At 69.9% G+C, this 13,295-nt stretch carries 11 protein-coding genes; 5 read left to right on the forward strand and 6 right to left on the reverse strand.

Annotated features, from left to right (window positions below; genetic code table 11):
* Nucleotides 1-3: 3 nt before the first annotated feature.
* Both QM699_RS18280 and QM699_RS18285 read left to right on the forward strand, forming a co-directional pair.
* A complete protein-coding gene (locus QM699_RS18280; RefSeq protein ID WP_415012433.1) occupies nucleotides 4-294 on the forward strand; it encodes an HU family DNA-binding protein in 291 nt (96 codons plus the stop codon).
* Between the two features lie 108 nt (nucleotides 295-402).
* Entirely contained in the window at nucleotides 403-1,296 is an 894-nt protein-coding gene (locus QM699_RS18285) for a DMT family transporter (RefSeq protein WP_415012434.1), read from the forward strand.
* Here the strand turns inward: QM699_RS18285 and QM699_RS18290 are convergent.
* On the reverse strand, nucleotides 1,276-1,785 hold the full coding sequence (locus QM699_RS18290) for a hypothetical protein (protein WP_415012435.1): 510 nt from the start codon (nucleotides 1,783-1,785) through the stop codon (nucleotides 1,276-1,278). The genes QM699_RS18285 and QM699_RS18290 overlap by 21 nt on opposite strands.
* Before the next feature lie 321 nt (nucleotides 1,786-2,106).
* On the opposite strand from QM699_RS18290, the gene QM699_RS18295 reads away from it, so the two are divergent.
* Nucleotides 2,107-3,669: a CHAD domain-containing protein gene (locus tag QM699_RS18295; RefSeq protein ID WP_415012436.1), complete on the forward strand. Its 1,563-nt coding sequence runs from the start codon at nucleotides 2,107-2,109 to the stop codon at nucleotides 3,667-3,669.
* A gap of 7 nt (nucleotides 3,670-3,676) precedes the next feature.
* Nucleotides 3,677-4,363 carry a D-lyxose/D-mannose family sugar isomerase gene (locus QM699_RS18300; protein ID WP_415012437.1) on the forward strand — a complete coding sequence of 229 codons (687 nt, stop codon included), beginning with the start codon at nucleotides 3,677-3,679 and terminating at the stop codon, nucleotides 4,361-4,363.
* Between the two features lie 282 nt (nucleotides 4,364-4,645).
* Here QM699_RS18300 and accC read toward each other — a convergent pair whose 3' ends face one another.
* The 4 genes from accC to QM699_RS18320 form a co-directional block, all read right to left on the reverse strand.
* On the reverse strand, nucleotides 4,646-5,995 hold the full coding sequence (gene accC / locus QM699_RS18305; RefSeq protein WP_415012438.1) for an acetyl-CoA carboxylase biotin carboxylase subunit: 1,350 nt from the start codon (nucleotides 5,993-5,995) through the stop codon (nucleotides 4,646-4,648).
* A 24-nt stretch (nucleotides 5,996-6,019) separates the two neighbouring features.
* Nucleotides 6,020-6,517, reverse strand: coding sequence for an acetyl-CoA carboxylase biotin carboxyl carrier protein (gene accB, locus QM699_RS18310; RefSeq protein WP_415012439.1), 498 nt, complete (start codon nucleotides 6,515-6,517; stop codon nucleotides 6,020-6,022).
* Nucleotides 6,518-6,696: 179 nt separating this feature from the next.
* On the reverse strand, nucleotides 6,697-7,518 hold the full coding sequence (locus QM699_RS18315; protein WP_415012440.1) for a DsbA family protein: 822 nt from the start codon (nucleotides 7,516-7,518) through the stop codon (nucleotides 6,697-6,699).
* Nucleotides 7,515-8,912 (reverse strand): M48 family metalloprotease, encoded by a 1,398-nt coding sequence (locus QM699_RS18320; protein WP_415012441.1) that lies wholly within the window; start codon nucleotides 8,910-8,912, stop codon nucleotides 7,515-7,517. Before QM699_RS18320 ends, QM699_RS18315 begins: the two co-directional genes overlap by 4 nt.
* 27 nt (nucleotides 8,913-8,939) lie before the next feature.
* On the opposite strand from QM699_RS18320, the gene QM699_RS18325 reads away from it, so the two are divergent.
* Nucleotides 8,940-10,109, forward strand: a complete 1,170-nt coding sequence (locus QM699_RS18325; protein ID WP_415012442.1) for a pyridoxal phosphate-dependent aminotransferase — start codon at nucleotides 8,940-8,942, stop codon at nucleotides 10,107-10,109.
* Here the strand turns inward: QM699_RS18325 and QM699_RS18330 are convergent.
* Nucleotides 10,096-13,038: an Rne/Rng family ribonuclease gene (locus QM699_RS18330; RefSeq protein WP_415012443.1), complete on the reverse strand. Its 2,943-nt coding sequence runs from the start codon at nucleotides 13,036-13,038 to the stop codon at nucleotides 10,096-10,098. The genes QM699_RS18325 and QM699_RS18330 overlap by 14 nt on opposite strands.
* Nucleotides 13,039-13,295: the final 257 nt, after the last annotated feature.

Raw genomic sequence — 13,295 nt, forward strand, 5'->3', positions numbered from 1 at the left:
GGGATGACCCAGAAGCCAATGACGAAGACGCAGCTGGTCGCCGCCATTGCCGAGAGCGCCTCGCTCGACAAGGCCGCCGCCAACCGCGCCCTCGACGCGCTGGCCGAGATCGTGACGAAGCAGGTCGCCGACGGCGGCGCCGTCACGCTGCCCGGCCTCGGCAAGTTCGCCTGCCGCGCCCGGCCCGAGCGCACCGTCCGCAATCCCTCGACCGGCGAGCAGATGCTGAAGCCGGCGGATCGGGTTGCCAAGGTCACGATCGCCAAGCAGCTCAAGGACGTCATCAACGCCTGACCGGCGGCCGTCAGGGGCGACGATCATCGCTTGATCCTGACGCCGATCCGGGTGAATCGAAAAGGCCGCGGCGTACGCGGCCTTTTCGTTGGGCGGGAGCAGAGACAGGTGTCCGAGGTCGACTGGAAGGGACTGGGGCTCGGCGTGCTGTTCGCGGCGATCTGGAGTTCGGCCTTCACCTCGTCGCACATCGTCGTACAGTACTGGCCGCCGTTCCTCGTGCTCAGTGTCCGCTTCCTGATCTCCGGCGCCATCGCGCTCGCCATCGGCTTCGCGGTCGGTCAGCGCATCCGGCTGACGGCGCAGGAATGGCGCCTGGTGGTGATCTTCGGCCTCTGCCAGAATGCGCTCTACCTCGGGCTCTTCCACTACGCCATGCAGACGGTGGAGGCCGGGGTCGCCTCGATCATCGCCAGCTCCATGCCGCTCGTCGTCGCCACGCTCGGCCGGGTGTTCATGGGCCAGCGCCTGCGGCCCCTCGCCCTCGCCGGCCTCGCGGCGGGGTTCGTCGGCGTGCTCGTCATCATGGTCGCGCGGCTCGGCCACGGTCTCGACCTGCGCGGCACCGTGGTCTGCATGATCGGCGTCACCGCACTGGCCATCGCCACCCTGACGCTGCGCGGCGCCGCGGCAGGGGGCAACCTCTGGATGGTGGTGGGGCTGCAGATGTTGGTCGGCTCGGTGGCGCTGCTGCCCGCCAGCCTGCTGCTCGAGACGTGGCAGGTCAGCTCGCCGCCGCGGTTCATCGCGGCGCTGGCCTATTCCGTGCTGGTCTCCGGGGTGGCGGCGACGATGATCTGGTTCGTTCTGGTCCGCCGCATCGGCGCGACGCGGGCGGCAACGTTCCACTTCCTCAACCCGTTCCTCGGCGTCGCCATCGCGGCGCTCGTCCTCGGCGAGCCGGTCACGCCGCGCGACTTCGTCGGCGTCGCGATCATCATGGCCGGCATCCTCGCGGTGCAGCTGTCCGGTGCCCGCGCCTCAGCGCCAGACAAGCCCTGAGGTGCGCGTCCACGGCCCGAGCACGACGTTCTGCTGCTCCAGCTCGGCCCGCGCGGTCGTCGAGCCCGCCCGCGCCCGATCGAGCAGCAGCGGCGCGTCCTCCGGCTGGTCGCCTTCCGCCGCGGAGGCCATCACGTCGCGCATGTGCACGAAGCCATACGCCTGCTCGGTGAGCGATGCGGCGTCATAACTCATCTGCCCGAGGCCGACGTAGTGCCGCACCGTGCCCGACCGCCTGAGCCGCTGCTCGAAGAACGCGCAGGCGATCAGGCACTCGTCGGCCAGCGCCCGCAGCACGTCGCGCGGCGCATCGCCGTCGAGCGCGCGCGTCACCCGCACGGTCAGCAGGTCCACCGTGACGTGACGGCCGATGAAGCGGGCGAAGGTGATGGAAAGATACGCTTCGAGCGTGGTCGAGAGCGGGATGCCGGCCTTGTCGATGCCGGCCTTGACGAAGTCGGAGGCGATGCCGAGGGTCGTGCCGTTCATCCGGGGTGCCTCCCTCCGGGGGCAGGGGGACTGGCCCTGCTGCCCTCACGAGTGCTCCCTTGGACGCCTTCGACCATGGTCACCTCACTGGTTCCGGGGAACCTTTCGACTTGCGACTATGAAACGCAGTTCTTAACCTTTCCTGATCGGACACGGGTCCACGTCCCGCGGACGCGGCTGTTCACGTTGACGACAGGGGACAGACGGGCGACCCGGGCAGGCGAAACGCTGAAGATGAACTTCCGTAGAGCCATCGGGTCCGATCGGCGAAAGGTCTTCCAAGGGTGACCATATCATGACTGGCCGACGAAACCAACGGTCTTGCTGCGCCGCGGCATGATCGAGAGCGAACTCAAGATCCTGCTCGATGACGCGGGCATGCGGGCGCTGTCGGCGCATCCGAGGCTCGATGCATTCCGGCTCGGGCCGCCGCGCACCGAGACTCTGGTGTCGATCTATCAGGACACGGTCGACGACCGGCTGCGGAGCGCGGGGATCGCGTTGCGCCTGCGCAAGATCGGCCGGCGCTGGGTGCAGACGGTCAAGCGCAAGGGCGCCGCGGGTGAGGGCGGGTTCTTCGCCAATGCCGAGGACGAGCGGCCCGCGCCGGGCGGCCGGCTGGTGCTCGAGGGCGACGATCCGGACGGCGCGCTCGCCGCGGTCCGCGCGGCCATCGGCGACGCGACGCTCGTGCCGGTCTTCGAGACGCGGGTGCAGCGCACGTCGCAGCGCCTCGGCATCGACGGCCTCGGCGAGGTCGAACTGGCGCTCGATGTCGGCGAGGTGCGCGCCGGCGAGCGCACGGAGCCGATCCGCGAGGCCGAGTTCGAGCTGAAGGCGGGGGGCGTCGGTGCGATCTTCGCGGTGGCGCGGCAGGTGCTCGACCGCGCGCCGTTCCGCCTCGGCACCACCAACAAGGCCGCGCGCGGCTATCGCCTGCTGCGCGACGGGGCGGCCCCCGCCTCCGCCCCGCGCAAGGCCGGCAGCTTCGACTTCGGCCCCGACACCGGGGTCGAGATCGTGGCGCGCGACGTGCTGCGGGACTGTCTCGCGCAGATTTCCGCGAACCTGCCGGTGGTGCTCGAGTGCGACGCGAGCGAGGGGCCGCATCAGCTCCGCATCGGCCTGCGGCGGCTGCGGACGGCGCTCCAGGTGTTCGCCCCGGAGCTGGGCGACGCCGGAATCGAGCCGATCGAGACGGCGGCGGCCCGGCTTGGTCGCGACGTCGGCCATCTGCGCGATGCCGACGTGCTGATCGACGAGGTAGTGGCACATGCCGCGGCGCACGGGCTCGACCCGGAGGCCCGGCGCGTGCTCGACGCCGCGCTCGCGTCCCGCCGCGAGACGATCCGCGCCGAGGTGCGCACGGTGCTCGCAGCACCGGAGACCGGGCGCTTCCTGCTCGACCTGCTCGAGTACATCGAGACCCGGGGCTGGCTCGATCGCGCCGACTATGGCCAGACCGCGCGGCTGGCGCAGCCGGTCGGCGAGCTCGGCCCGCGGCTGCTGCGCAAGCGGTGGCGCAAGGCCAAGTCGCTCGGCGAGGACATCCGCGAGCTGGAACCCGAAGAGCTGCACAGCCTGCGCAAGTCGCTGAAAAAGCTGCGCTATACCGTCGACATGCTGATCTCGCTCTATCCGGGCAAGCGGTCGGCGGCCTTCCTCGCGGCGCTCAAGGACCTGCAGGACAGCTTCGGCAGCCTGAACGACGCGGCGATGGCCGACGCGAAGCTCGGCACCGACCCCGTGGCGCCGGAGGATCCGATGGTGCAGCGGGCGGTGGGCTTCACCCTCGGCATTCTCGCCGGCGCGTCGGCGGCCGAACGCCCGCAGGTCTTCGCGCGGTGGGACGCCCTCGCCGACACCAAGCCATTCTGGACATGAGGCACTCGTGAAGCGATCTGAGATCAACGACATCCTGCGCGCGGGTGACGCGTTCATCCGCTCGTTCAACTTCCTGCTTCCGCCTTTTGCGGCCTGGACGCCCGACGACATGCGCGCGCGCCGCCCGAATATCGGCGAGATCATCGGCTCGGACCTCGGCTGGGACATCACCGACTTCGGCTCCGGCGCCTTCGAGGAGCGCGGCCTTTTCCTGTTCACCCTGAGGAACGGGCGGGAGGAGGATCTGCGGCGCGGGGCGGGCATGTGCTACGCCGAGAAGATCATGGTGGTGCGCCAGGATCAGATCACGCCGATGCATCGCCATATCGTGAAGGGCGAGGACATCATCAACCGCGGCGGCGCCACCCTCGCGGTGAAGCTCTACGCCTCCGACGAGGAGGGCGGCATCGACCGCAGCCACGACGTCCGCGTGGCGACCGACGGGCTGGTGCAGGAGCTGGATCCGGGTTCGATCCTGCGGATTGCCCCGGGCGAGAGCGTGACGCTGCTGCCCGGGGTCTGGCATGCGTTCTGGGCCGAGGGCGGCGATGCGCTGGTGGGCGAGGTCTCGACGGTCAACAACGACCGGACCGACAACGTCTTTGCCGAGCCGGTCGGCCGCTTTCCCGAGATCGAGGAGGACGAGGCGCCGTGGCGGCTCCTGGTGTCCGACTACGGGAAATGGTTCGCCTGAGGGAAGAAGGCGTCCGGCCTCACCGTTGCATGAGACGATGACGCCAGACTGAACTGGCGGGTGAAAAATCCGTCCGGGGCTGTCCCTGCGGGGTGCGCCACGGACGGACTGGCACTCTTCCCACAGAAATCTCCGCCCCTGACGGCTTCCCCGCGTTCCGCGATCCCCGCTGTCGGCGCGGCCGAGTCAGTGCCCGGGCTTGTCGTGGCCGCACGCTTCGGACGTTCAGGGCCGCACGGGCCGGCGTCGGGATCGTGTCGGGTGGCGTGAAATCCGCCGCCCTCAGGCGTCCTTGTCCCGCGCCAGCCATTTCTCCAGCCAGTGGATGCTGTAGCGCCCCCGCTGGATGTCCGGCTCCTCGAGCAGCGCGTGGAACAGCGGCGTCGTGGTGTCGATGCCGTCGACCACCAGCTCCGACAGCGCCCGCTGCAACCGGGCGATCGCCAGATCCCGGGTGCGGGCATGGACGATCAGCTTGCCGATCAGGCTGTCGTAGTACGGCGGGATCACGTAGCCGTCATAGACTGCGCTGTCCATCCGCACCCCGAGCCCGCCGGGCGCGTAGTAGGTGGTGATCTTCCCCGGCGACGGCCGGAAATCCGGCAGCTTCTCGGCGTTGATCCGGCACTCGATCGCGTGCCCGTTCGGCACGAGGTCGTCCTGGGTGAACGACATCGGCAGGCCGGCGGCGACGCGGATCTGCTCCTGCACCAGGTCGACGTCGAAGATCGCCTCCGTCACCGGATGCTCGACCTGCAGACGGGTGTTCATCTCGATGAAGTAGAAGTCGCCGTCCTCGAACAGGAACTCGATCGTCCCCGCGCCGGAATAGCCGATTTTCGCCACCGCATCGGCGCAGACCTTGCCGATCTTCGCGCGCGTGGCCGCGTCGATCACCGGCGAGGGCGCCTCTTCCATCACCTTCTGGTGCCGCCGCTGCAGCGAGCAGTCGCGCTCGCCGAGATGCACCGCCCCGCCCTTGCCGTCGCCGAACACCTGAATCTCGATGTGCCGCGGCGTGGTCAGGTATTTCTCGATATAGACCTCGTCGTTGCCGAACGCGGCCTTGGCCTCGGAACGGGCGGTCTGGAATGCGGTCTCGATCTCGGCCTCGGACTTCGCGACCTTCATGCCGCGCCCGCCGCCGCCGGCCGTCGCCTTGACGATCACCGGATAGCCGATCTGGCCCGCGACCTTGCGCGCGTCCTCCAGCGTCGGCACGCCGCCGTCCGAGCCGGGCACGCAGGGCACGCCAAGGCCCTTCATCGTTTCCTTGGCGGTGATCTTGTCGCCCATCAGCCGGATGTGCTCGGCCGTCGGGCCGATGAACGTCAGGCCGTGGTCCTCGACGATCTGCACGAAGGTGGCGTTCTCGGAGAGAAAGCCGTAGCCGGGATGGATCGCCTCGGCGCCGGTGATCTCGCACGCGGCGATCAGGTTCGGCATGGCGAGATAGCTCTGGCCGGCCGGCGGCGGCCCGACGCAGACGCTTTCGTCGGCCATCCGCACGTGCATGGCATCCGAGTCGGCGGTCGAATGGATCGCCACCGTCTGGATCCCCATTTCCTTGCAGGCGCGCACGACGCGGAGCGCGATCTCGCCGCGGTTGGCGATCAGGATCTTGCTGAACATGGGCGCCAGCTCCGCGCGGGGGGGTTATTCGAGGATCATCAGCGGCGCGCCGAACTCGACCGGCTGGCCATCGGTGATGAGGATGCGCTTCACCCGGCCGGAGCGGGGCGCCGCGATCTGGTTCATTGTCTTCATCGCCTCGATGATGAGGATCGTCTGGCCCTCGGCCACTTGGTCGCCAACCTTGACGAACGACGGTGCGCCGGGCTCGGCCTGAAGATAGGCCGTCCCCACCATCGGCGAGGGCACGACGCCGGGATCATCGGCCGGATCGGGCGCGGCCGGCGGCGCCGAGGTCGCGGCCGAGGCGGCGGGCGCAGCTACGGCCGGAGCCGGCGCCGCGACCGGGTAGGCGACCGGCGCCGGAGCGGGGGCCGGGATCTGGCGGGCGACGCGCACCGTCATGCTGTCGTCGTCGCCGAATTCGCGATTGACCTCGATCTCGGTCAGATCGTTGTCGCGCAGCAATTCCGCCAGGGCCTTGATGAACTCGACGTCCTGCTCCTGGGGTCTCTTGCTCATGGATGCGCCCTGTTGCCTCTTCGCGGACTCCGCCGCCTGTCCCTGCCTCGCAGGGTGCTCCTGTATAGGCGGGAGCAACGACGGTTGAAAGCGGAAAGCTTGCAGCCTCGGCCGACCGGCAAAGGCTTGCAGCACTCTGAAACAATTGGTTATTTGCCAGCGTCGGGTACGACGCCGGCTTATTCGACGGCCCGGGCCTGCTCCAGCATCCCCTCGATCTGGGCGAGCGGGATATAGCCACGGACCATGGTATCGGCCAAGACGAAGGTCGGCGTGCCGGAAATGCCCAGCGTCTCGGCCAGCGCGTGGGTCGCGTCGATCCGCCGCGTCACCTCGGGATCGTCCATCGCGGCGCGGGCCTTCGCGCCGTCGACGCCCGCCTTCGCGAAGGCGCGATCGAGGCTCGCATCAGTGATCTGGCCCTTGCTCGACATCAGCTCCTGATGCAGCCGGCCATAGGCTTCCGGCCCCTCGGACACCATCGTCGCCACCGCGGCGCGCGCCGCCAGATCCGACCCGGGCCCGAGGATCGGCATTTCCTTCACGATCAGGCGCACGTTGTCGTTCTTCTCGAGCAGCGCGGTGATCTCCGGCTGTGCCTTGCGGCAGTAGCCGCACTGGTAGTCGAGGAACTCCACGATGGTGAGCCTGCCGTCCGGGTTGCCGCCGACCCAGGAAAACCCGTCGTCGAAGATCGCCGGCGCGTTGGCTGCGACCAGCGACTTGTCGTCCGTCGCGGCGGCGGCCTTCTGCTTCTGGTCGAGGATCTTGACCATCTCCATCACGATCTCGGGATTCGCGAGCAGGTAGCTGCGGATCTCGGCGTGCAGCGCGTCGATCTGGTCGCTGCTGAACGGCGACGAGAGCTGCGGCGCGGCCGCGGCGCCCGGCACCGCATTCTGTGCAGCCGCGGCGCCCGGCGCCGCCTCCTGTGCGACAGTGGCGCTGGCGGCAGCGAGGGCGAGGGTGGCGACGGCTACTCGGGCAAGACGGCGGATCATGGCTTTCTCGAACTCTTCAGCGCGCGGGTGGAGATGGTAACGAGATCCTGCGCCCGCTGCCAGCCCGGCGAGGCGTAGGGTAACAGGTCCGCGGCGCGCTGGGCATTGCGCGCCGCATCGCGCCACTCGCCCGTCAGCGCGAACCGCTCGGCCGTCGCCAGCGCCGCTGCGCCGTCGTGGCCGAGCCGCGCCTCGGCCAGCGCCAGATCCCGCAGCATCCCCGGGTCGCCCGCCTTGTCGAGCGTCTGCGCCCGGGCCAGCACGTCGCGCGCCTCGGCGGTGGCGTCGTCGCGGTCCTCGTTCAGGAGCGCCCGGCCGAGGCCCGCGAGCACCAGCGGCTCGTCCGGGGCCAGCTCCGCGGCGCGTCGATAGGCCGCGGCCGCCGGCACGGCCTTGCCGGTCTCGAGCAGGAACTGTCCCTTGAGCTCGTTGTACCACGGATCGTCCGGGCGGATCGCGATCAGGCCGTCGATCGCGGCCGCCGCCTTCGCCGGGTCCGGCCGGCGGTGCCAGGCGACGGCGCGGGCAAGCCGCGCGGGCTCGCTCGTGTCGCTCTCGGGATAGGTCCGCAGCGTCGTCGCCGGGCTGTTCAGGAAGGCGTCGAGCTTCGCGACCATGCGGCGATACCAGTAGTCGTCCTCCGGCGACGGCGGGCTGCCCTTCGGCAGCTTCGCCACCCGGTCCTCGATCAGCGAGATGCGCTCGCTCCAGAGCGGATGGCTCTGGGCATAGGCGTCGACGTTGTAGCCGCCGAGCATCGCATCCTGTCCGCGGAAGTGGTCGAGGACCCGCAGCATCGCGTCGGGCTCGGCCCCCGCGGCGGAGAGGTAGCGCAGCCCGGACTGGTCGGCCGCCGCCTCCTCCGCACGGGTGTGGGCGAGGACGTTGCGCATCGCCGCCTGCGAAGACCCGGCGGCGATGGCGAGGCCGGCCTGCGGGCTGCCGGCCACCGTTGCGGCCGCCGCGCCGATCATCCCGAGCACGCCGAAGACCTTGGCGCCCGCCATCGCCTCGTCGCGGGTGATCTGATGGCCGCCGGTCAGGTGGCCGAGTTCGTGCGCAATGACGGCCTGCACCTCGTCCATCGAGCCAAGCTCGGTCAGGAGGCCGGTGTTGATGAAAATGTTCGAGCCGCCCGCGACAAAGGCGTTGGGCTCCGGGTCGTTCACGATGAAGATCCGCACGCTCGACGGGCTGACCGCCGCGGCACGGAACAGCGGATAGGCCAGCCGCTGCAACGTGCGCTCGATCTCGGCGTCGCGGATCAGGCTCTGCGCCGCCGCGGGCCACGCCTGGCAGATCGCGAGCGCCACGGCGAGCCCGCTGGCGACAAGCCCGCCGACGATCCTGCGGCGGAGGGCGTCGGTTGCACGGGGGCGGGTTTCGTGGCTCATGGGCCCGGGCAAGCTAGGAGAGGATTGGTGCGTACTTCAAGCCGCGGCGAAGTAGATCCCTTCATTGTTATGGACGTCATGGAGGCCGCGCGCGCCGAGGAGGTGGCCGGACGCTCGGTCATCCACATGGAGGTGGGGCAGCCCGGCACGCCGGCCCCGCGCCTCGCCCGGGAGGCGCTGGCCCGCGCGATGGAGGCAAGCGCGCTCGGCTATACGGTGGCGCTCGGCCTGCCGGCGCTGCGCGCGCGGATCGCCCGGCTCTACGGCGAGTGGTACGGCGTCGATCTCGACCCGAACCGGGTCGTGGTCACGGCGGGGTCGTCGTCGGCGTTCATCCTCGCCTTCACCGCGCTCTTCGACCGCGGCGAGCGGGTGGCGATCGGCGAGCCGGGATATCCGAGCTATCGCAACATCCTCTCGGCGCTCGACCTCGTGCCGGTCGGCATTCCGACCGGGCCGGACAGCCGCTACCAGCCGCGCCCGGAGGATCTGACGCCGGATCTCGCCGGCGCGCTGGTGGCGAGCCCGGCAAACCCGACCGGGACCATGCTCGGCACCGCCGATCTCGCGGCGCTGATCCACCGGGCCGCGGACCTCGGCCTCGGGTTCGTGTCGGACGAGATCTACCACGGCATCCAGTACGCCGGGCGCGCCGTGACGGCGCTGGAGATCTCGGACGACGTCTATGTCATCAACTCGTTCTCCAAGTATTTCTCCATGACCGGCTGGCGCATCGGCTGGATGGTGGTTCCCGAGGCGCACGTCCGGCGAGTGGAGCGGCTGGTGCAGAACATGTTCATCTGCGCGCCGCACGCCAGCCAGGTCGCGGCGCTGGCCGCGCTCGATGCCGGCGACGAGCTTGACGCCAACATGGCGGTCTATGCCGCCAACCGCGCGCTGCTGCTCGACGGCCTGCCGAAGGCCGGGTTTACCCGGATCGCGCCGCCCGACGGCGCCTTCTACATCTATGCGGACGTGGGCGAGCTGACCGACGACAGCCGCGCGCTTTGCGCGCGCATCCTGCGCGAGGCGGGTGTCGCCGTGACCCCGGGCCTCGACTTCGACCCGGGCCGCGGCGCGCGCACGCTGCGCTTTTCCTACGCCGGATCGACAGCCGACGTGGCCGAGGGGCTGCGCCGGCTGGAGGCGTGGGCCAGTGCGTCGCCGGCCCACGCGAAGACGTTCACGAGCCGCTGATCGCCCGCGACCACCAGCCGCGGCGCTTCGGCTCCTGAGGCTTGTCGTCCTCGACCGCCGTTTCGGCCACCGTTTCCATCGCGGCCTCGACCGAACCCTCGGATGCCGAAGCCATCTCGGGCTCGGGCGATGCCGCGGATTCGGGGGTGGGTTCCGGAGCGAACTCCGGGGCAGCCTCGGGCGTCACCGCCGCCTGCTCCGCGATCGCATCCGACGCTTCCGTCTCCGGCTCGCGCTCGGCTTCGGCGACATCGGACGCCTGCGTCGGCGCAAAGGCCGGCGCCACCGCCGCGACGGCTCCGGTGGGCACGTCGGCCAGCACCGTGGTCGCGGGCTTGCGCACCCGCTCCCGCGGCTTGCGCTGCGGGGCGTTGGCCTCCGGCACGTCGACGATCTGCGACACGGCCTCGTCACCCAACTCGATCACCTCGTCGAAAGGCGAGGCCGGTGCGACTGCGGGTGCAACCGCGGCAACCGGGGCGGTCTCGGCGGCGGCAACGGGGGCTGCCTCGGCCGCCGGCTCGTCGGCCGTGCGGCTGCGCGAGCGACTGCGCGAGCGGCGGCGCGGCGCGGCCTCGGCCTCCGGCTCCACGCTCACCGGCACGACCTCCGCGGCCGACTCCGGCGCATCCCCGACCTCGGGGGTGTCCTCGGCCACCGCGCCGTCGGCGTCGTCGCCCTCGGCCTCGTCGTCACCGGCGGCGTCCTGCGCCTCGTGGCCGTTCTCGCCGTTGCCCTTGCCGCCACGCCGCCGACGGCGCCGCTTGCGCTTGCCGTTCGACTTCTCGCCACCCGGGGCCTCTGCCGCCTCCGGCGTCGCGACGGCCTCGGCGATCTCTTCCTCTTCCTCCACCTCGTCCGGGTATGCCACGACCGGCAGCAGCGCGCTCGCCGCCGGCACGATCCGCGAGGCGGTCTTGAACCGCTCGACCCGGTAGTCCGGCGAGATCAGCGACGGATCGCCCTCGACCCGCACCGACAGGCCGAACCGGCCCTCGATCATCGCGATGTGCTCGCGCTTCTGGTTCAGCAGATAGTTGGCGATCTCGACGGGGGCGACGATCAGCACCTCCTTCGAGCGCTGCTTCACGCCCTCTTCCTCGATCTCGCGCAGCATCGCGAGCGCCATCGAGTCGTCGGAACGCACCCTGCCCGTGCCGTGGCAGTGCGGACAGCCCTTGGTGGTCGCCTCGATCATGCCGGGGCGGAGCCGCTGCCGGCTCATCTCCAGCAGGCCGAACGCACTGATCCGGCCGACCTGGATGCGCGCCCGGTCGCTCTTCAGCTTTTCCTTCAGACGCTTCTCGACCGCGGCGTTGTTGCGCCGGTCTTCCATGTCGATGAAGTCGATGACGATGAGCCCCGCGAGGTCGCGCAGCCGCATCTGCCGCGCCGCCTCTTCCGCCGCCTCGAGGTTGGTCTTGAGCGCGGTGTCCTCGATCGAGGCCTCGCGGGTCGCGCGGCCGGAGTTCACGTCGATCGCGACCAGCGCCTCGGTCACGTCGATGACGATGTAGCCGCCGCTCTTGAGCTGCACCACCGGGTTGAACATCGCCGAGAGATAGCTCTCGACCTGGAACCGGGAGAACAGCGGCAGCGGATCGCCGTAATGCCTCACGTTCTTCGCATGCGAAGGCATGAGCATCTTCATGTAGTCCTTGGCCTCGCGATAGCCGCGCTCGCCGTCGACCAGGATTTCGTCCATCTCGCGACTGTAGAGATCGCGGATCGCCCGTTTGATGAGGCTGCCTTCCTCGTAGATCGGCGCGGGCGCGATCGACTTCAGCGTCAGGTCGCGGATCTGCTCCCACTGGCGCAGCAGGTACTCGTAGTCCCGCTTGATCTCGGTCTTGGTCCGGCTCGCCCCCGCGGTGCGGATGATGAGCCCCGCGCCTTCGGGCACGGTGATCGACGACGAGATCTCCTTCAGCTTCTTGCGGTCGGCAGCGTTGGTGATCTTGCGGCTGATGCCGCCGCCCCGTGCCGTGTTCGGCATCAGCACGCAGTAGCGGCCGGCCAGCGACAGATAGGTGGTCAGCGCCGCGCCCTTGTTGCCGCGCTCCTCCTTCACCACCTGGACCAGCAGGATCTGCCGGACCTTGATGACCTCCTGAATCTTGTAGCGGCGCAGCTTCGACCGGCGCGGAGCGGTCCGCTCTTCCTGCACATCGTCGCCGCCGACGGACTCGTAGCCCTCGGGCGCATCGGCGTGGTCGTGGCCGCCATGGTCGTGGCCGTCGTGGTCATGGTCGTGCGACGCCGCACCGAGATCCTCTTCGTCCTCCTCGACCAGCGCGTCGGCCGGAGCCGCAGTCGCGGTGTCGGTCTCGAGGTGCGGATCGGCGGCCGCCGGGTCGATCGCCGCGGCCTCGGCCATGGCGTCCATCACCGGCGGCGGGGCGAGTTCGTCCGATGGGCGCTCCGGCTCGTCGGGCACCTGGATGTCGATGTCGCCCGCGGCGGCCGACGGCGGCGGCATATCGGCGAACTCCGCGGCGCCATCGACCTGCGTCACCACCTCCTCGGAGGCGATCACTGCATCCTCGACGGTCGCGCCGGCCGGTGCCGGGCGCTTGCGGCTGCGCGAGCGCCCGCGCGGCTTGGCCTTTTCGCGCGTGACCTCCTCGTCGGCCTGACGGGCGAACTCGGCCTCCTCGCGCAGCAGCGCCTCGCGGTCGGCCTTCGGGATCTGGTAATAGTCGGGGTGGATTTCCGAGAACGCGAGGAAACCGTGGCGATTGCCGCCATAGTCGACAAACGCCGCCTGAAGCGACGGCTCGACGCGCGTGACCTTCGCGAGATAGATGTTGCCGGCGAGCTGCCGCTTGTTCAGTGACTCAAAGTCGAAGTCCTCGACCTTGTTTCCGTCCACCACCACCACGCGGGTCTCTTCCGCATGGGTGGCGTCGATCAACATTTTCTTTGTCATGGCTTCTTTCGTGAACGCACACGACCGCCGGCGCGCGGAGGCGCAGGGCGGCGTGCATTCCAGGGGGTTGTGCCGTGGTGCGCGGAAGCGATGCCAGACCACCCTGTTCAGGGGAGGGGGTCTGGACCGATGCGGTTCCTGCGCGCTTCACAGCGGATCGTCTCCGGCGCGGGGCGGATCGCACGTCCCGTGCCCATACGTGGCGGACCTTGCGGTCCGGGGATGGCTGTCGCAGGTGTGCCGGGATCATCCAAGAC

This window comes from Amaricoccus sp., from assembly GCF_047602525.1.
Taxonomy (GTDB): domain Bacteria; phylum Pseudomonadota; class Alphaproteobacteria; order Rhodobacterales; family Rhodobacteraceae; genus Amaricoccus.